This is a genomic window from Paracoccus denitrificans (genome assembly GCF_900100045.1).
Taxonomy (GTDB): Bacteria; Pseudomonadota; Alphaproteobacteria; order Rhodobacterales; family Rhodobacteraceae; genus Paracoccus; species Paracoccus denitrificans.
In genome coordinates, this window is record NZ_FNEA01000001.1 from 168,956 (window position 1) to 186,395 (window position 17,440).

At 68.1% G+C, this 17,440-nt stretch carries 16 protein-coding genes; 13 read left to right on the forward strand and 3 right to left on the reverse strand.

Annotated elements, in window-relative coordinates:
- Nucleotide 1: 1 nt before the first annotated feature.
- The 9 genes from BLT64_RS00770 (at nt 2) to BLT64_RS00810 (ending at nt 10,726) form a co-directional block, all read left to right on the forward strand.
- Nucleotides 2-1,507, forward strand: a complete 1,506-nt coding sequence (locus tag BLT64_RS00770; RefSeq protein WP_011750972.1) for an aldehyde dehydrogenase — start codon at nt 2-4, stop codon at nt 1,505-1,507.
- Between the two features lies 1 nt (nt 1,508).
- Entirely contained in the window at nt 1,509-2,852 is a 1,344-nt protein-coding gene (locus BLT64_RS00775; RefSeq protein ID WP_011750971.1) for an NAD(P)/FAD-dependent oxidoreductase, read from the forward strand.
- Nucleotides 2,849-3,829 (forward strand): LysR substrate-binding domain-containing protein, encoded by a 981-nt coding sequence (locus BLT64_RS00780; protein WP_011750970.1) that lies wholly within the window; start codon nt 2,849-2,851, stop codon nt 3,827-3,829. The genes BLT64_RS00775 and BLT64_RS00780 overlap by 4 nt, the downstream gene beginning before the upstream one ends.
- A 281-nt stretch (nt 3,830-4,110) precedes the next feature.
- A complete protein-coding gene (locus BLT64_RS00785; protein WP_011750969.1) occupies nt 4,111-4,962 on the forward strand; it encodes a glycine betaine ABC transporter substrate-binding protein in 852 nt (283 codons plus the stop codon).
- 70 nt (nt 4,963-5,032) lie between these two features.
- Complete coding sequence (locus BLT64_RS00790; protein ID WP_011750968.1) at nt 5,033-6,097, forward strand: quaternary amine ABC transporter ATP-binding protein; 1,065 nt, start codon at nt 5,033-5,035, stop codon at nt 6,095-6,097.
- A 9-nt stretch (nt 6,098-6,106) separates the two neighbouring features.
- Nucleotides 6,107-6,934, forward strand: coding sequence for an ABC transporter permease (locus BLT64_RS00795; protein ID WP_011750967.1), 828 nt, complete (start codon nt 6,107-6,109; stop codon nt 6,932-6,934).
- A complete protein-coding gene (locus BLT64_RS00800) occupies nt 6,931-7,770 on the forward strand; it encodes an ABC transporter permease (RefSeq protein ID WP_011750966.1) in 840 nt (279 codons plus the stop codon). Before BLT64_RS00795 ends, BLT64_RS00800 begins: the two co-directional genes overlap by 4 nt.
- A 158-nt stretch (nt 7,771-7,928) precedes the next feature.
- Nucleotides 7,929-9,488: a Sel1 domain-containing protein gene (locus BLT64_RS00805; protein ID WP_011750965.1), complete on the forward strand. Its 1,560-nt coding sequence runs from the start codon at nt 7,929-7,931 to the stop codon at nt 9,486-9,488.
- Nucleotides 9,485-10,726 (forward strand): hypothetical protein, encoded by a 1,242-nt coding sequence (locus BLT64_RS00810; protein ID WP_011750964.1) that lies wholly within the window; start codon nt 9,485-9,487, stop codon nt 10,724-10,726. Before BLT64_RS00805 ends, BLT64_RS00810 begins: the two co-directional genes overlap by 4 nt.
- Nucleotides 10,727-10,729: 3 nt before the next feature.
- Here BLT64_RS00810 and BLT64_RS00815 read toward each other — a convergent pair whose 3' ends face one another.
- Nucleotides 10,730-12,343 carry a peptidoglycan-binding domain-containing protein gene (locus tag BLT64_RS00815; protein ID WP_041530798.1) on the reverse strand — a complete coding sequence of 538 codons (1,614 nt, stop codon included), beginning with the start codon at nt 12,341-12,343 and terminating at the stop codon, nt 10,730-10,732.
- Between the two features lie 523 nt (nt 12,344-12,866).
- Here BLT64_RS00815 and BLT64_RS00820 point away from each other — a divergent pair.
- The 4 genes from BLT64_RS00820 to BLT64_RS00835 all read left to right on the forward strand — a co-directional run bounded on the left by BLT64_RS00820 (nt 12,867) and on the right by BLT64_RS00835 (nt 15,837).
- Complete coding sequence (locus BLT64_RS00820; protein ID WP_011750962.1) at nt 12,867-13,382, forward strand: putative pterin-binding protein; 516 nt, start codon at nt 12,867-12,869, stop codon at nt 13,380-13,382.
- The gene (locus BLT64_RS00825; RefSeq protein ID WP_011750961.1) at nt 13,382-14,806 is read left to right on the forward strand and encodes a sensor histidine kinase; all 1,425 of its coding nucleotides are present in this window, start codon (nt 13,382-13,384) and stop codon (nt 14,804-14,806) included. The genes BLT64_RS00820 and BLT64_RS00825 overlap by 1 nt, the downstream gene beginning before the upstream one ends.
- On the forward strand, nt 14,760-15,404 hold the full coding sequence (locus tag BLT64_RS00830) for a response regulator transcription factor (protein ID WP_041530715.1): 645 nt from the start codon (nt 14,760-14,762) through the stop codon (nt 15,402-15,404). The genes BLT64_RS00825 and BLT64_RS00830 overlap by 47 nt, the downstream gene beginning before the upstream one ends.
- Before the next feature lie 97 nt (nt 15,405-15,501).
- Nucleotides 15,502-15,837 (forward strand): zinc ribbon domain-containing protein YjdM, encoded by a 336-nt coding sequence (locus BLT64_RS00835; protein ID WP_041530714.1) that lies wholly within the window; start codon nt 15,502-15,504, stop codon nt 15,835-15,837.
- 57 nt (nt 15,838-15,894) lie between these two features.
- Here the strand turns inward: BLT64_RS00835 and napH are convergent, their stop codons facing one another.
- Both napH and napG read right to left on the reverse strand, forming a co-directional pair.
- On the reverse strand, nt 15,895-16,746 hold the full coding sequence (gene napH / locus BLT64_RS00840; protein WP_011750958.1) for a quinol dehydrogenase ferredoxin subunit NapH: 852 nt from the start codon (nt 16,744-16,746) through the stop codon (nt 15,895-15,897).
- A complete protein-coding gene (napG, locus tag BLT64_RS00845) occupies nt 16,743-17,405 on the reverse strand; it encodes a ferredoxin-type protein NapG (protein ID WP_041530796.1) in 663 nt (220 codons plus the stop codon). Before napG ends, napH begins: the two co-directional genes overlap by 4 nt.
- Nucleotides 17,406-17,440: the final 35 nt, after the last annotated feature.

Genomic DNA, 17,440 nt, shown 5'->3' on the forward strand with positions numbered 1-17,440 from the left:
GATGACCGATCTGCTGACCACCGAAGAATACAAGTCCATCGCCGCCGGTCTGGCTTTCCCGAAGCTGGCCTTCATCGATGGGGAGTTCCGCCCCGCGGCCTCGGGCAAGACCTTCACCACGACCAACCCGGCGACGGGCGATGCGCTGGCCGAGATCGCCGCCTGCGGCGCGCAGGATGTTGACGCCGCCGTTGCCGCCGCCCGCGCCGCTTTCGAGGACGGGCGCTGGTCGCGTCTCCATCCGGGTGAGCGGAAGGAAACGCTGCTGCGCCTCGCCGCGCTGATGCAGGAAAACGCCCGCGAACTGGCGGTGCTGGAAAGCCTCGACGCCGGCAAGACCATCTTCGACTGCGAAACCGTGGACGTGCCCGAGACGATCCATGTCATCAAGTGGCATGCCGAACTGATCGACAAGATCTACGACCAGGTCTCGCCCGCATCCGACAACCACATCGCCATGGTGGTGCGCGAGCCGGTGGGCGTGGTCGGGCTGGTGCTGCCCTGGAACTTTCCGCTGCTGATGCTGGCCTGGAAGATCGGCCCGGCGCTGGCTGCCGGCTGTTCGGTGGTGATGAAGCCCGCGGGCGAGACGACGCTGACCGCGCTGCGCGTGGCGGAACTGGCCGCCGAGGCCGGGCTGCCGGCGGGGGTGCTGAACATCGTCACCGGCTCGGGCCGCGAGGTGGGCGAGCCGCTGGGCCGGCACCCCGATGTCGACATGGTCAGCTTCACCGGCTCGACCGTGACGGGCCGGCGGTTCCTGAACTATTCCGCCGACAGCAACCTGAAAGAGGTCGTGCTGGAACTGGGCGGCAAGAACCCCTGCGTGGTGCTGGACGATGCCGAGGACTTGGAGGCGGTGGCGGCGCATGTCGTCAACGGCGCCTTCTGGAACATGGGACAGAACTGCTCGGCCGGCTCGCGGCTGATCGTGCAGCGCGGCATCAAGGACCGGCTGCTGGAGAAGGTGCGCGAAGAGGCCGCCGGCTGGCTGGTCGGCGATCCGCTGGATCCGGCGAACCGCGTCGGCCCGCTTGTCTCGAAGGCGCATTTCGACAAGGTCAGCAGCTATCTGGACGCGGCGAAATCGGAAAACGTGCTGGTCGGCGGCAATGTCGTCAGCCCCGGCTTCATCGAGCCGACCATTGTCGAGACCGCGCGCGATTCCAAACTGGCGGTCGAGGAGATCTTCGGCCCGATCCTGACGGTGGTGGTCGTGGACAGCTTCGAAGAGGCGATCGCGGTGGCCAGCGACACCGAATACGGGCTGGCGGCCTCGATCTTCTCGGCCAACGGCAAGCGGGCGCTGCGCGGCGCGCGGGCCTTGCGCGCCGGCACGGTGACGGTGAACAGCTTCGGCGAGGGCGACGTGACCACCCCCTTCGGTGGCTACAAGCAGTCCGGCTTCGGCGGCCGCGACAACAGCGTCCACGCCCATGACCAGTATACCCAGCTGAAAACCATCTGGATCGACCTGACCGACAACGCTGATACGGCGCTCGACTGACATGGCCCGGCATCAGGCCGTCCGCACCCCGGTCTTCAACGGCCCGGCCGGGTGGAGCGTCATCCTGCCTCCCGTCGCGCCCCGCGCGCGGCTGGAGGGGGCTACGGGCTGCGACATCGCCATCGTCGGCGGCGGCTTTGCCGGGCTCTCGGCCGCCCGCCGCCTGCACCAGATCGACCCCGGGCTGGACGTGGTGATCCTGGACGCCGCGCGCATCGCCGAGGGCGGCACGGGGCGCAATTCCGGCTTCATGATCGACCTGCCGCATGAGCTGACCTCCAGTGATTACGCGGGGGGCGACAGCCACGACCGGCAACTGACCGCGCTGAACCGCCATGCCATCGACTTTGCGGCGCAGGCGGTCGCGGAATACGGTATCCCCGACGGCTGGTTCCAACGCAGCGGCAAGATCAACGCCGCCGCCTCGGCCGCCGGGATGGCCGCGAATGAAAGCTATGCCAAGCACCTGCACGACCTGGGCGAGGCGCATGAGATGCTGGACGCGCAGGCCATGCGCCAGATCACCGGCACCGACTATTATCGCGGCGGGCTCTACACGCCCGGCACGGCGATGATCCAGCCGGCGGGCTATGTTCAGGGCTTCGCCGCCGGGCTGGAGCGCGGGGGCGTGCGCATCTACGAGAACTCGCCGGTCCTGACCATCGAGACCGCGGCGCAGGGCTGGCGGCTGGCGACCGCGCAGGGCGAGGTCCGGGCGCAGCGGGTCATCATGGCCAATAACGGCCATCTGGAAAGCTTCGGCTTCAAGCGCGGCCGGCTGATGCATATCATGCTGAACGCCTGCATGACCGAGGAGCTGTCGCCCGAGGCGCTGCGCGCGCTTGGCGGGCAGGAATGCTGGGGCGCCACGCCCTCGGACCCGATGGGCACGACGGTGCGCCGGATCGGCCCGGCGCAGGGCGGCAATCGCATCGTGATCCGTCAGGGCGGCTATTACCGGCCCGGGATGCAGACCAGCGCAGGGGATCTGTCCCGGCTGGTCGGCCATATGCGGCAGAAATTCGACGCGCGCTTCCCGATGCTCAAGGGGCTGCGCTTCGAATATTGCTGGTCGGGGCATCTGTGCCTGTCGAAGAACGGCGTCTCGGTCATGCGCGAGCTGGAGCCGGGCCTGTTCGCCGCCTGCGTGGACAACGGGCTGGGCACCACCCGCAGCACGCTGACCGGGATCGGCGCGGCCGAGATGCTGTGCGGGCAGTCGAGCACCATCACCGGGTTCTTCACCGCCGAGGCCGAGCCTTCGCGCCTGCCGCCCCATCCCTTCGACACCATCGGCGCCAATGCCTATCTGCGCTGGAAAGAATGGCAATCGCGGCTAGAATGACCCCCTGTCCAGGGGAAAGCGTCACCGCCATGCCGCCGATCAAGCGCCGTTACCTGCCGTCACTGGGGGCGTTCGCGACCTTCGAGATCGCGGCCAAGCACCTGAGCTTTACCCTGGCCGCGAAAGAGCTGAACGTGACGCAGGGCGCGGTCAGCCAGCAGATCCGCCTGCTGGAGCGCGCGCTGGAGGTGCCGCTGTTCGTGCGCAAGCACAACGCGCTGGAACTGACGCCCGAGGGCGCGGGCCTGTTCCACGCGGTGACGGCGGGGCTGGACACGATCAGCGCGGCGGTCTCGGTCCTGGCGGGGGACGAGGGGCCGCAGACCGTGACCATCTCGGCCACCGATGCGATGGCAAGCTATTGGCTGAAGCCGCTGATCGACAGCTTTCGCCTCGACCACCCCGGGATCGGCTTCGTGGTGCTGGCCTCGGATGCCGACGACACGCTGCGCAACTATTCCGAGGTGGACATCGCCATCCTGTGCGGCAACGAGCGCTGCGAGGTGGGCGAGGAGTTGCATTTCCTGTTCCAGGAGATCGCTCAGCCGGTCTGTTCGCCCGGTTTCCTGGCCGAGCACGGCCCCTTCGACGCGGCCGACGATCTCAACCAGGTGAACCTCTTGCACTTGCACGACCGGCATTGGAGCGCGGATGCCATCGGCTGGCAGCCGCTGGGCTGGGCGGAATGGTTCCGCGCCCAAGGCGCCGAATGGGCCAAGGCGCCGTCGAGCCTTTCGACGAACAAGGTCAGCCTGCTGATGAACGCCACGTTGAAGGGCGAGGGGGTGATGCTGGGCTGGCACCATATGGTGCGCCCCGCCATCGCCGACGGCCAACTGGTCTTCGCCCATCCTGCACCCATCACCGCGGGGCGCGGCAACTTCTTGAATTGCAGGAAGAAATCGCTCAAGCGGGCCGGAGTCGGGGCCTTTGTCGAACATGTGCTCGCGGCGCTGCGGGCGCAGGGGCAGGGCTGACGGCCGCCCCGCAGCCGGGCTGATGCGGCCGCCCCGCTGCCGCAGATTTACTAATGCCCCGCCACAGGAAAATCTCGTTTGCCCGCAGCCCGGCTCTCGGGGATAAATTTATCCATTCCGAGTGTGAGGACGCTCAGGAGGAGACGGCCGACGATCCCCGGCAAATGCCGCCCGGCCCTGAAAAGGAGCGATCCGGGCAAAACCCGCCGCGACAGGCTCGCGCGGCGAATGACGGCCCTTGCCCGACGGCAGGGCGACCAACCCGATCAGTGGAGGAACGAATGCGCAGATTTTTCAAAGCCATCCTTGCCGGCGCCGTGGTGCTGGGGCTTGCCTCGCCGGTGATGGCGCAGGACAAGGTGATCAAGATGGGCACCATGGCCTGGGAAGACCTGACCCCGATCTCGGGCATCACCAAGAAGGTGCTGGAGGACAAGGGCTTCACCGTCGAGCTGACCGAGTTCTCGGAATGGGGCATCGCTTATGCGGCGCTGGCCAAGGGCGACGTGCAGATCCTGACCTCGCAGGTCGATTACGTCGCCCATGACTACTGGAAGCGCAACATGAACCGGCTCGAAAAGATCTCGCCGGTCTCGCACGGGCTTTACCAGGGCCTCGCGGTGCCGAAATACGTCACCATCGACTCGGTCGAGGAGTTGAACGACAATGCCGACAAGTTCGGCGGCAGGATCATCGGCATCGAGCCGGGCGCCGGCCTGATGCGCGAGACGGCCGATGCGGTTTCGGCCTATGATCTGAAGCTGCAACTGGTCGAGGGCAGCACCGCCGGCATGACCGCGGCGCTGAAATCCGCCGTGGACCGGCAGGAATGGATCGCCGTCACCCTGTGGGAACCGACCTGGATGGCGCTGAAATTCGACACCAAGTTCCTGGCCGATCCCAAGGGCATCTTCGCGCCGCCGCAGACCTATTACTGGATCGCGCAGAAGGGCTTCGCCGAAGCCAATCCCGAGGCGCGCGAGGTCCTTGCCAGCGTCTATGTGCCGATCGAGGAAGTCGCCCAGATCAACGCCGCCGTGAACGACGGGCAGAGCATGAACGAGGCGATCGGCGGCTGGATCAGCGAGCACGGGAACCGGCTGGAGCGCTGGGAAACCATCAAGTCCTACTGACCGCCGCAGCGGACGGCCCGGCGCGGGCCGTCCGCCATGGCATGGAAAAAAGCGCGACAGGGAAATGGAAATGACGCAAACAGACACCAGCGATGTTCTGATCGACTGCCAGTCGGTGTGGAAGGTCTTCGGGGACCGCTCGCGCGAGGCGATCGGCGCGATCACCCAGCGGGGCCTGGGCAAGCAGGAGGTGCTGCGGGAGTTCGGCTGCGTGGTGGGCGTCTCGGATGCCAGCATCCAGGTGAGGCGGGGCGAGATCTTCTGCATCATGGGGCTGTCGGGCTCGGGCAAGTCGACGCTGATCCGGCTGCTCAATCGGCTGATCGAGCCGAGCCTGGGCCAGGTCAAGGTCAAGGGCCGCGACGTCGCCGCCATGGACGCCGCCACCCTGCGCGAGACCCGCGCCCGCCATATCGGCATGGTGTTCCAGTCCGTCGCCCTGCTGCCGCAGCGCACCGTGCTGGAGAACGCCGCCTTCGGGCTGGAGGTGCAGGGCGTGTCGCGCGACGAGCGCAACCGCGCCGCCTCGGCCGCGCTGGACAAGGTCGGCCTGTCGGACTGGAAGGCGCGCTACCCGTCGGAGCTGTCGGGCGGCATGCAGCAACGCGTCGGTCTGGCGCGCGCGCTGACCTCGGACCCCGAGATCATCCTGATGGACGAGCCGTTTTCCGCGCTGGACCCGCTGATCCGGCGGCAGTTGCAGGACGAGTTCCGCCAGCTCACCAAGGATCTGGGCAAGTCGGCGGTCTTCATCACCCACGACCTCGACGAGGCGATCCGCATCGGCGACCGCATCGCCATCATGAAGGACGGCGTCATCATCCAGACCGGCACCGCCGAAGAAATCGTGATGAACCCGGCCGACCAGTATGTCGCCGATTTCGTCGCCGGCATCTCGCGGCTGCATCTGATCAAGGCGCATTCGGTGATGATCTCGGCTGGGCAATGGCAGGGTGCGGTGGACGGCTTGCCGCGCTGCTCGCCCGAGGCTGATATCGACGCGCTGATCGGCCAGATCACCGAGACCGGCAGCGATGCCATCGCCGTCGAGGAGGATGGCAAGCTGGTCGGCATCGTCACCATCCGCAACCTGCTGCTGGGCGTGCGCGGCGATGCCGATGCTAGCGCGCATTAAGGGGGCGTCATGGAGAATTTCGTCACCGCTTTCGACACCACCATCGACAATGCGCTGTTCTGGCTGACCGACCATGCCGCCTTCATCTTCGATGGCGCCCGCGCGGTACTGGAGGGGCTTTATGACGGCGTGCTCTGGCTTTCGATGCTGCCGCCGTTCTACCTTGCGGCCGTGCTTGTCGGGCTGCTGGCCTGGCGGGTGCTGAACCTTTGGGCGGGCATCGCCACCGCTGTCGCGCTGATCGCCTGCGCCGCCATGGGGCTGTGGCCCGAGACCATGGAGACGCTGGCGCTGGTCATCGCCGCCAGCATCATCGCCCTGGCGATCAGCCTGCCGTTGGGTGTTCTGGCCGGGCTGATGCCGCGGCTCGACCGGGCGCTGGTGCCGGTGCTGGACCTGATCCAGACCATGCCGCCCTATATCTACCTGCTGCCGGCCATCGCGCTCCTGGGCTTCGGCCCGGCGACGGCGCTGGTCGCGACGGTGATCGTGGCGATGCCGCCGGCGATCCGGCTGACCTCTCTGGGCATCCGCCAGACGCCCAACGAGTTCATCGAGCTGGGCCATGCCAGCGGGGTCACGCCGGCGCAGATGTTCTGGAAGATCCGGCTGCCCTTCGCCATGCCCTCGATCATGGCGGGCGTGAACCAGAGTCTGATGATGGCCTTCGGCATGGTGGTGATCGCCGGCATCGTCGGCTCGGGCGGGCTTGGCGAGACGATCTACGGCGCCATCCGCACGCTGGACATCGCCACCTCGATCAACGCCTCGATCGCCATCGTCGTGCTGACCATGGTGCTGGACCGCGTCACCCAAAGCCTTGCGAGGACGAAATGACCTTCAACCCCGGAGCTTTCCTCGCCCCCGTCGTCGACTGGCTGAACGCGAATTTCCACGGCTTCTTCGCCCTGATCACCAAGGCGATCGAGGCGGTGCTGGGCACCATCGAGGGCGCGCTGCTGGTGCTGCCGCCCTATGGGCTGATCGCGCTGGTCGCGGTGGCGGCCTTCTTTGCCGCCGGCCTGCGGGTCGCGATCCTGTCGGCCTGCTGCCTGGGGTTCTGCTGGCTGATGGGCCTGTGGACCGGCTCGATGCAGACCATCGCGCTGGTGGTGGTCGCCGTGGCCATCGCGGTCGCCATCGCCTTTCCGCTGGGCATCCTGGCCGCGCGGCGCCCCCGGGTCGAGGCGGCGCTGCGCCCGATCCTGGACGTGATGCAGACGGTGCCGCCATGGGTCTACCTGATCCCGGCGGTGATGATCTTCAGCCTGGGCAAGGTGCCGGCGATCATCGCGACCATCGTCTATGGTGTGCCGCCGATGCTGCGGCTGACGACGCTGGCCTTTCGCGGGGTGCCCAAGGACCTCAAGGAACTGGGCGAGGCCATCGGCGCCAAGCCCGGCACCATCCTGTGGAAGATCGAGTTCCCGGCGGCCACGCCCACGCTGCTGGTGGGGCTGAACCAGTGCATCCTGTTGTCGCTGGCCATGGTGGTTCTGGCGGGGCTGGTCGGCGCCGGCGGGCTGGGCGCCGAGGTGACGCGCGGCCTGACCCGCATGGAGATGGGCCTCGGCCTGCGCGCAGGACTCGCCATCGTCGCTGTCGCGCTGCTCATGGACAGGCTGTCAAGAGGGGCGCTGGAGCGGGGCAGTCGCAGAAAGCAGGCGGGCTGAACCAAGGACCGCACCGATAGTGCGCGCAGCCGGGCGGGCCATCGCGTGCCCGCCCGGCGGTCGCTTTTCGCACGGAAGCAGGAGATACGGGCGGCAGGGGCTTGCAACTTCCGCCACGATGCTTTCCCTTCTTGCCGAAGCCGCAGAGGAGAAGCACCATGAGCCCGCTTGCCCGACGCCTTGGCGCCGGCACCGCCCTTTTTCTGGCCCTGGCCAGCGCCCCGCATGCCCAGTCCGCGCCGCCGACGAATAGCATCTTCTCCCCCGCCAATATCGCGGCGGGGCTGGTGCGCGGTGCGGTCTCATACGCGCGGATGGTGGCCGATATCCGCTATGGCGGGCTGGACATCGACGGACCGCGCGGCGGGCTGATCCTGCGCGACCTGGAAATCGCCGGGCTCGGCAAGCACGAGAACTGCCGCGTTTCCCTGGGCCGGCTGCAGATCTCGGGCTTCAGCTTCTGGGGCGACGAGGAATCGCAGATGCGCTTCGACGCCTCGGACCTGTCGATCGCGAACAACTGCTTCGGTGCCAATGCGGCGATGATCGGCGTGGTGACGGGCGGCGCCCATATCCCGCTGGCCACGCTGTCGGTCGACCTGCGCCAATCCTCGGGCAGCGGTGCGCTGAATGCCGATATCGAGGCGATCAGCCCCGGCATCGCCCGCATCGAGGGCAGCGCGGATTTCGATTACGTATCATTGTTCTCGCCAGATTTCTTCGAAAAGATCTCGGCAGCAGGCCAGCCCGAGGCCGAGGAGGACGAGTTTGCCGATCCCGGCGCCAGCGAAACCCCGCAGATCGGCCTGCGCGGCACCTTGCGGGCCGGGCACCTGTCGGTCGAGAACCTGGGCGTCTGGGAACGGCTGAAGCCGCTCCTGCCGCCCGAGGCCAGCAATCCCGAGGCCACGCAGGCGCTGCTGACCGCCGAGCCGGGCAGCGCCCTGCACGAAACGCAGCAGGGGCTGGTCCGCGCGCTGCGGGCCTTCATGGCCGAACCGGGGCGCATCACCGCCGAAATCCGCCCGGCCGAGCCCATCACCTTCGACACGACGCTGTGGTTCGGCCCCGAGGATGCGGCGGCGCTGTTCCGGCCGCGCTTTTCCAACGCGCTGCCGACGCCGCCCGTGGCGCTGATCGCCGATCCCCGGGACCATGCCGATGCCCGGGCGGTGGGCCTGGCCCTGGCCGAGGGGCAGGGCGTGCCGCAGAACAGCCGCCGCGCCATCGAATTGCTGATGCCGTTGCAAGAGGATGCCGAGGTGGCGCTGGCCCTTGCCCGGCTGAAGGCCGGCACCGATCCGGCCACCGCCTATCGCCATGCGCTGCGCGCGGCGTCGCAGGGCGCGGCGGGGGCGGCGGCGATGCTCGACCGGATCGAGACGCGGCTGGCCACTGCCGACCTGCTGGCGGCCCAGGCTCCGGCCGGCACCGATCTGCCCGAGGACAGCTTTGCCTCGCCCGTGGCGTTGCGCGATGCGGCGCTGGCGCATGAGCAGGGCGATGGCGTGCCGCGCAGCTATGCCCTGGCCTGGCGGCTGGCCGCATCGGCCGCGGCGGCGGGCGACGGCCCGGCCCGGGCGCTGATGGCGCGGCTGGAGGCGCGCTTTGCCGTCGATCCGGCCTGGATCGAGGCACGCAACAAGGCAGCGGATCTGGCGCTGGACGACTGGACGCGGCGCGATCTCGCACGCCGCCTGGCCGGAGATCGGCCGTGAGGCGGCTGGGCGTTCCGCTGGCCCTGGCCCTGGCCCTGACCGCCTTGCCGGCACAGGCGCAATCCGAGGCGCAGCCCGTCGAGTCCTCGACCTTGTCGCGCGAGATCGCGCAAAAGGGCATCGCTCCGGTGCTGGAGCGGCTGCACGCGCTGCCCTCGCCGGCGCCCGAGGAGCGTTTCGCCATCGCAGGACTGGAGTTCCTGGGCGCGGTCGAGGGCGCTTGGCGCTGGCGCATGGAATACGGCATCACGACTTTCGGCGCCCCCCTTTTCGGCTTTTCCACCGAACTGCCGCAGGCCGTCGCGCCGAAGCCGATGCCGCCCGAGGCGTTGGCCCAGCAGACCGAGGCCACGCTGGCCGCCATGGCGCGCAGCCGAGCCGCGCTGGACGGGTTGGCTGGAAACGAGGATTTCGGGCTGGCGATCTCGCTGGGCGATCTGTGGTTCGACATCGACGGTGACGGCAGGCGCGCGCCGGGTGAGGGCGCGGCCGAGTTGCTGGACGGCATCGTCTGGTCCGGCATCCCGGCCCTCGATCCCGAAACGGGCGAGCCCGTGCCGCCCGTGCTGCCGGTGATCCGCTTCGATAACGCCGATGCCGCCTGGCTTGCGGCCTATACGCATCTGGTTTCGGGCGGGGCCGAACTGCTGCTGGCCTTCGACCCGACGCCAAGCCTGGAAAAGGTCTTTGCGACACGGGCCCGGATCGACGAAAGCCGCCGGGCCGGGAACGAGGGCGCGCTGCCGCGGATGATGGACGATGTCATCGACCCGCTGGCCATCGCCATCGACATGCTGCGCAACCAGCCCGATGCCGGGCGCACCCGCGCCGCCCGCGCGCATTGGCAGCAGACCATCGCCGAGAACCGGCAATTCTGGACGCTGGTCGGGCAGGAAACCGACAATGCCGGCGAATGGATACCGAACGACCGGCAGGTCTCGGCCACCGGCATCGCCTTTCCGCCCGGCACCGGCGCCGCCTGGCAGGGGGTGCTGGCGGATGGAGAGGCGCTGCTGGCGGGCGACAGGACCATCCCGTTCTGGCGCGCACCGCTGGGGATCGACCTGGGGGCATGGCTGGAAAACCCCGCGCCGCTGCCGGTCGACGGGGTGTTCCAGGGCTGGGCGCTGGCGGATCACTTCTCGGACGCGCCGCCGGTCAGCCCGGAAAACTTCCAGCGCTTCTCGGACATGCTGCTGGAGACCGGGCCGTTCCTGGCCATGGTCATGCTGAACTGACGGTCATTTCACCAGTTCGCGGATGATCGTGTCCAGCCCGATGACGCCATTGCCCAGCTGGCCCTGGTTGATCAGCCGGTTGCGGCGCTGGCGGGCCTGTTCGGCATGTTCGCCGCGCGGCCAGTTCTGAAGGTATTGCGTATAGGCCTGCACGGTATCGGCCTGCCGCGCCCGTGCCCAGGCCCGGTCCTCGCGGTCGCCGCGCGGTGCGTCCCCGTTCAGCGCAGCCAGCCTCTGCCGTGCGGTCTGGGCATGGATGCCGTCGGGATAGCGGTCCAGATAGGCGCGCAGGTTGCGCGCGCCGCCCTTTGCCCCGGTCTGCTGCCAATAGGCGCGGTCCTGCTGGTCGCGACTGGGCGCCACCGCCTCGGCCTGCGTCCGCAGCGCGCCCACTTGCGCCGAGGTCAGATAGCCCGTCACCGCATAGCCGTTGCGCTGCTGCCAGCCGCGGATGGCCGAGCGGGTCCGCGAGCCGAAGATCCCGTCCGCGCCGCCGGTCGAATAGCCAAGCGCGTTCAGCCGGCGCTGCACTGCCACCCGGTTGGCCCGCGACAGGTTCAGCCGGTTCTCGGTCAGCTCGGCCTGCGAGACCTGCCGGGGCGGCACGATCTCGCGGGGCTGCTGGATCTCGGGTTGGCGCGGCTGCACGGGCGCGGGTTCGGCGGCAGGGGGCGCGGGGCGCAACTCGGCCAGCCGCCTTTCGGCGGCCTCGGCGAACTCGCCGCGGGGATAGCGGGCCAGATAATCCTCATAGGCCGCGACGGTGTTGGCCGCCGCCGCCTCGGCCCAGAGATCGCGGTCGGCCTGCGCCGCCCCCAGCGCATCCAGCCGCGCCTTGGCGGCGGCCGAGTAGATCCCGCTGGGATAGCGGTCCAGATAGCCGCGATAGGCATCGGCCGTGTCCTTGGCCGCCGCCTCGGCCCAAAGGTCGCGATCCGCGTCCAGCGAACCGGCCGGGGCATCCGCCTTGGCCTCGGCCGCGACCAGCACCAGTTGCGCATCGCCGCCCTCGGCCATGACCAGCCGGTCGTCGGCGCCGATCACCTCGCCGACCGATGCGCCGGGCCTGAGCAGCGCCGCCGCCGCCGCGCTGGTCGCCGCCGGCGGACCCGAAATCACCGTCACCCCCTCGGGCGGGGTCAGCGGGCCGATGTCATTCTCCAGCCCCGCCGCGTGCTCCATCCCGGCCTCGTCCGAGCCGAGCAGCAGCACCGCGCCCGGCTGCGCCTGCTTCATCAGGTCCAGCACCATGCTGAGCGGCACGCCCTGCGAACCGGCCCCGACCAGGTCGGGCTTGTCGGCATCCGTGCCCATATACCAGCTGTCGCTGCCGCCATGCAGGAAGCGGCCGTTCAGCAGCACCACCCGCGCGCCGGGCGAATCGTCGGGCCGCAGCAGGTCGGCCAGCGCCTGCCGCACGTCCTTGACCGCCAGATCGGCGCCGGCCACGGTGCGGAACCCGGCCGCCTTCATCGCCTCGGAGGCGGCGCTGGCATCGGCATCGGCCAGCTCCGGCGCGTTCTGATAGCGTGCGTTGGCGACCACCACGCCGCGGTTCTCGGCCAGGGCCGGCCCCGCCGCAACCAGAGCGGCCAGAAGCAGGGACAGGTGACGCATGGCTTTCTCCTTCATCGGCGATGCTTCCTGCCCATAATCGCCGGGCAGCGGAATCGTTCCCCCGGTTACCGGCGCGACATGCACCTGCCAAGCCGCGGCAGGACACATGGGCGCGAGGAGCGCGTGTCTTGGGCGAGGCTTTGCCGAAGGGCGGCCGGGGCCGACGGATCGGCCGGGCCAAGGCCGCGCAACGACGCGGGCGGATGGGCTGGCGGATGGGGCGCGGTGCGGCTTGCGATGCGGTCGCCCGGCCGGCGGGCTGCGGCCGAAGCGATGCGAACGTGGGCCATTCCCCTGTTTTGGGGAATGGCGCGAGCCGGCCGGAACCGCCAAAGATGCCGGTATCCACTCGGGTCCGTGTGATTGTCGCGGAAAGCCCCGGGGACAACAATTTTATACAATTCATTATCATAACGAGTGCGCCGGCCTGCGGGCCGGTGGTGACGAAATGGCATGCGCGGGCTATACCCGGGTTCGCGCATGCCATACTTCGTTGCTATGTTCTGGCCCTGGAGACAGCCACATGAATCGCGCGACCACGACCCTTGGCAGAAGAGCCTTTGTCCTGTCCGGTTCCGTCGCGGCCCTTGCGCCGGCCTCGCCGCTTTTGGCACATGCGGACAGGGCCATGCTGACGATCACCGAGCCGTCCGGCCGCGTCAGGGAGTTGCGGGACGAGGATATCGCGGCGCTGCCCTGGCAGGAGCTTACCACGCAAACCCGCTGGACCGAGGGCGTGCAGACATTTCGCGGCCCCTTCCTGAAGGACGTGCTGACCAGTGGCGGCCTGTCCCGCCCGGACCTGGCGGGACGCAATCTTCTGATGCGGGCGCTGAACGATTTCGGGATCGTCGTTCCCGCCGACGATGCCTGGAACTACGATCCCATCCTGGCGCGCGAGATGAACGGCAAGCCCATGCGGGTGCGCGACAAGGGGCCGCTCTGGCTGGTCTATCCGCGAGACCAGCGGGCGGAGTTGCAGAACGCCGTCATGGACGAGCGCTGGATCTGGCAATTGTTCGAGATCACCGTTCTCTGATGCGCCTGCGCGGTTCTCATTTCGCGCTGCTGACGATCGCAAGCTTCGTCTTGCTGTTCGTCTACTCGCTCGTCCAGCTCATCAATATCGACCAGGGTTTCCGCAAGGAGATCGTCGAGGGCAACCTGTGGGCCGCGACCCAGGCGGATCGCGAGGCGCAGAACCTGATGCTGACCCTTTATCGCGTCAGCCTGGACCGGGACATCGATGATGTCCTGCTGCGCTTCGACATCCTCTACAGCCGCATCGCGCTGCTGACGGACCGGCCGCAGATGGATTATTTCCGCTCGATCGGCACCGGCGAGCAGGTCGTTCATGCCAAGGCGCTGCTGGACGAACTCGACCCGGCCTTTTCCGCCGAGGATTTCGATTCCGCGGATGCCGATGCGCTGATGCCGCGCGTCGCCGAACTGTCATCGGTCTTGCGCGAGATCACCAACGCCTCCGCGCTGAAAGAGAGGATCGACCGGCATGCGCGCAGGCAGACCCTGCTTCGGGTCATGCAGCTGCTGCTGTTCGCGGTCGGCGGCACGTTCGTGACGGGTGTCATCATGGCCGGCCTGCTTTGGCGGAACATGCGCCGGGCCATGCGCGCGCAAGCCGAGTTGCAAAGACACCGCGGGGAGCTGGAAAGGACGGTGGTCGCCCGAACGAGGGAGCTGCGGGAGGCGCTCGAGGTCGAGCGCCGGGCCAAGGAGGTCTATCGCAGCTTCATCGTGACCGTTTCGCACCAGTTCCGCACGCCCGTCTCGATCATCCACATGATCGCCCAAAGGCAGCTGCGCGGCGACGAGGCGGCGCTTTCCGAAACGCTCCGCCGCAAGTTCAGCCGCATCCTGGACGCGGCCGAGCGGCTTGAACGGCTGCTGAGCAGCTTTCTTGCCTCGGCCAGCGTCGAGGGCAAGGACATCACGCTCTCGCGCCGGATCGTGGATTTCAACGAGATCGTCCGCATCGCTGCGGACCAGACCCGGCAGGCCAATCCGGGCCGGCTTCTTGAACTCGGCCTCGCTACCCAGCGGCTGGAAACGGACGGCGATCCCGTGCTGCTGGAACAGGTGGTGCTGAACCTGCTGTCCAATGCGATGAAATATTCCGATGCGCCGTCGCCGGTGCGGTTGGATACGTGGCGGGACGGCGGCCGGATCTTCTGCCGGGTCACGGATAGCGGCGCGGGCATCCCCCATGCCGCGCAGGGCGCGGTCTTCGACAGGTTCTATCGTGCGCCGAATGTCCACAGATTGCCGGGGGTCGGGGTTGGCCTTAGCCTTGTTCGTGATATTGTCTCGCTGCATGGCGGCGAGGTCACGTTCACTTCGCACATGGGTAAGGGGTCCGAGTTCATTGTCGCCGTGCCTGCTACGGGGGAACACGCCAATGAGTCGGGAGCATGCGCCGGCGACCATTCTCTGCGTCGAGGATGAGGAATACATCCTTGAGGAACTGGGGGAGGAACTCTCATCCCGCGGCTATGCGGTCCTGACCGCATCGAACAGCGACGAGGCCGAGGCCATCCTGTCCCGGAACCGCCCGGACATCGTGCTTTGCGATGTCATGCTGCCGGGGCGCAGCGGCTTCGAACTGCTGGGCGATCTGCGTGCCTCGGGCAAGCTGGCGGAAACGACCGCCTTCATCTTTCTTACCGCGCTGTCGGATCGCGAGCCGCATCTGACGGGGCTGCGCGCCGGCGCGCATGACTACCTCACCAAGCCGGTCGATCTCGATCTTCTGCATCTCAAGATCGAAAATACCCTGGCCTTCGCGCATCGCCTTCGCGACGGCATGGTCCCGGCGGGCGAGCCGTTGGACGTTCACCTGTCCCGCCGCGAGGAGCAGGTCCTGTCCCTGCTGGGGCAGGGCGAGCGGACCGGCGCCATCGCATCCCGGCTGGAGATTTCAGAGCATACCGTTAGCCATTACATCAAGGAGCTTTACCGCAAGCTTGGCATCAACAATCGCGCCGATGCCGCCCGCATGGCCATCTCGCTGGGTCTTGCGGGTCGTCCGGGGCTGAGATCCTGAGCCGGCAGCCGCTTTCCCGGCGACCTGGCAGCGAAATGGGCCACAAAACCGAAGCTTGCGATGGTCAACCGGCACGCGGGGGGCTAGATTGCGCGCCATGACCGAAAACCTGCCGCCGTGCCCCGAATGTTCGTCGACATACACCTATCAGGTGGATGCCCTTCTGACCTGCCCCGAATGCGGGCATGAATGGTCCCTGCAAGCAGAGGCCGAGGCCGAGATCCGCGACAGCGTCGGGAACGTCCTGAGGGACGGCGACACGGTGACGGTGATCAAGGACCTGAAGATCAAGGGGTCGTCCTCGGTGGTCAAGGTCGGCACCAAGGTGCGCGGGATCCGGCTCGTGGCGGGCGATCACGATATCGATTGCAAGATCCCGGGCATCGGGCAGATGGGCCTGAAGTCGCAATTCGTGAAGAAGGTCTCGGAATAGCGCTGCGATCATGGCCCGGTCGGCAAGGACCGGGCGCAAGGCCCTTGCCTGCGCGCCTTACGGCCGCAGCCTGCTGGCCATGGCAAAGACCCGGTTCGGGCAGGAATCGATGCAGCCCCCGCAATTGATGCAATCGCCCGACAGGATCAGCGGGCTGCCTTCGCCCTTCAGCGCCGGGACGATGACATGCGGCTCGGGGCAGGTGCTGAAGCAGGCGCCGCAATTGTCGCAGGCATCCCGGTTGCGGGCCGAGACGCGGACCAGCGAGAACCGCCCGACCAGCCCGTAAAAGGCGCCGACCGGGCACAGATGGCTGCACCAGGCCCGGCGCGAGACGAACAGGTCCAGCAGGAACACCAGCAGCACGATGCTCCAACCCAGCCCGGCGCCGAAGATCAGCCCGCGCTGCATCATGCTGACCGGGTTCACATATTCCCAGGCGATGGTGCCGGTCAGCGCCGCCGCCAGCAGCGTGCCAAGCAATAGCCACAGCCGCGTGCGCCGGTCCAGCTTGCGGTCCCGCGTCAGCCCGGTCTTTTCGCGCAGCCAATGCGCGGTGTCGGTGACGATGTTGACCGGGCAGACGAAGCTGCAATAGACCCGCCCGCCGACCAGCAGGTAGAACAGCCCGATCAGCAGCGCGCCGACCAGCGCCGGCGCTGCCACCGGCCAGCCGGCGAAAGCCGATTGCAGCAGGATATAGGGATCCGAGAGGCCGAGCACGCCCAGCATCTCGCTCGACGCGAAATTGCCGCGCATGATCCAGTATCCGGCAAGAGGCCCGGACATGAAGGCCGCCAGCGCCGCGATCTGGCAGCAACGGCGCAAGAGCCACCATTTATGCGCCGAAAGCCAGCCCCGGCGGGCGGCGGCCCGATGCCGGCTGGACAGGGTCAGCCAGCGGATCATGCCTTGCGTCCCGCCCGGTTGCGCCCGGGGCCGCCAAGGCCAAGGTCGCGCGGCAGCACGCGGATCGCCGCATGGCCCAGCACGCATTGCTTTTCGCAGGTGCCGCAGCCGGTGCAGCTTGCGGAATGCACCACCGGGATCATCACACGCCGCCCGTCGATCTCTTGCGGCTCCAGCGAGATGGCATCGCCCCGGATCGGGCAGACCCGGACGCAGATGCTGCAATTCAGCCCCTTGTAGTTCAGGCAGGTCTCGTGCCCGACCAACACGGCGACCCCCATGTCGGCATCGCGGATCGAGGGGATGTCGCGATCCAGCGCCCCGGTCGGGCAGGCCCGCGCGCAAGGCACGTCCTTGCACATGTAGCAGGGCACCTCGCGCGGGGTGAAGAAGGGGGTGCCCAGTTCCGCCTCGTCGCTCCATTCGGCCAGCGACAGCGTGCCGTAGGGACAGGCCTGCACGCATAGCCCGCAATGCACGCAGGCGGCCAGGAAGTCCTGTTCGGGCAGCGCGCCGGGCGGGCGGATGGCGCGGGCATCGACGGGGCTTGCCGTCCTGACCAGCGCCGCCAGCGAAAAGCCGCCCAGGCAGGCCACGCCCACGGCGCGGGCGGCATCGGCCATCGCGTCCCGTCTTGTCACCTTGCGTCGGCCGGTCATGCGGGCCTCCATTCCCTGGCGGCCCCGGCGGGGGC

Excerpts from the sequence above, each read along its gene's own strand:
- BLT64_RS00770 (WP_011750972.1), top strand. The coding sequence starts at position 2 with ATGACCGATCTGCTGACCACCGAAGAATACAAGTCCATCGCCGCCGGT.
- BLT64_RS00775 (WP_011750971.1), top strand. The coding sequence starts at position 1,509 with ATGGCCCGGCATCAGGCCGTCCGCACCCCGGTCTTCAACGGCCCGGCC.
- BLT64_RS00780 (WP_011750970.1), top strand. The coding sequence starts at position 2,849 with ATGACCCCCTGTCCAGGGGAAAGCGTCACCGCCATGCCGCCGATCAAG.
- BLT64_RS00785 (WP_011750969.1), top strand. The coding sequence starts at position 4,111 with ATGCGCAGATTTTTCAAAGCCATCCTTGCCGGCGCCGTGGTGCTGGGG.
- BLT64_RS00790 (WP_011750968.1), top strand. The coding sequence starts at position 5,033 with ATGACGCAAACAGACACCAGCGATGTTCTGATCGACTGCCAGTCGGTG.
- BLT64_RS00795 (WP_011750967.1), top strand. The coding sequence starts at position 6,107 with ATGGAGAATTTCGTCACCGCTTTCGACACCACCATCGACAATGCGCTG.
- BLT64_RS00800 (WP_011750966.1), top strand. The coding sequence starts at position 6,931 with ATGACCTTCAACCCCGGAGCTTTCCTCGCCCCCGTCGTCGACTGGCTG.
- BLT64_RS00805 (WP_011750965.1), top strand. The coding sequence starts at position 7,929 with ATGAGCCCGCTTGCCCGACGCCTTGGCGCCGGCACCGCCCTTTTTCTG.
- BLT64_RS00815 (WP_041530798.1), bottom strand. The coding sequence starts at position 12,343 with ATGCGTCACCTGTCCCTGCTTCTGGCCGCTCTGGTTGCGGCGGGGCCG.
- BLT64_RS00820 (WP_011750962.1), top strand. The coding sequence starts at position 12,867 with ATGAATCGCGCGACCACGACCCTTGGCAGAAGAGCCTTTGTCCTGTCC.
- BLT64_RS00825 (WP_011750961.1), top strand. The coding sequence starts at position 13,382 with ATGCGCCTGCGCGGTTCTCATTTCGCGCTGCTGACGATCGCAAGCTTC.
- BLT64_RS00830 (WP_041530715.1), top strand. The coding sequence starts at position 14,760 with ATGAGTCGGGAGCATGCGCCGGCGACCATTCTCTGCGTCGAGGATGAG.
- BLT64_RS00835 (WP_041530714.1), top strand. The coding sequence starts at position 15,502 with ATGACCGAAAACCTGCCGCCGTGCCCCGAATGTTCGTCGACATACACC.
- napH (WP_011750958.1), bottom strand. The coding sequence starts at position 16,746 with ATGATCCGCTGGCTGACCCTGTCCAGCCGGCATCGGGCCGCCGCCCGC.
- napG (WP_041530796.1), bottom strand. The coding sequence starts at position 17,405 with ATGACCGGCCGACGCAAGGTGACAAGACGGGACGCGATGGCCGATGCC.